Raw genomic sequence first — 247 nt, 5'->3', positions numbered from 1 at the left:
AGCCAGTTGCTGAAGATGGTGAGTCACAAGGGCGCTTGCAGATTCGCGGGCATTGGGTCATTGATGATTATTTCACTGAAAATAAAGATGCCATCACTGCCGATGGCTGGTTTGATACCGGTGATATCGCTACGATTGATGGCGATGGTTATATGAATATCCGTGACCGCTCAAAAGATTTGATCAAATCAGGAGGCGAGTGGATATCTTCTGTGGAACTAGAAAACATCGCTGTGGAGCACCCAGA

General features: G+C 46.6%; 1 pseudogene. It reads left to right on the top strand.

The features are described 5' to 3' along the window. Positions 1-247, top strand: a pseudogene (locus AAEY57_RS20760) (long-chain fatty acid--CoA ligase); the annotation flags it as partial.

The organism is Pseudoalteromonas sp. MER144-MNA-CIBAN-0113 (assembly GCF_040308965.1).
In the GTDB taxonomy this organism is placed as follows: Bacteria; Pseudomonadota; Gammaproteobacteria; order Enterobacterales; family Alteromonadaceae; genus Pseudoalteromonas; species Pseudoalteromonas tetraodonis.
The sequence above is the reverse complement of the archived record's forward strand: the minus strand, read 5'-3'. Positions and strand labels throughout refer to the sequence as shown.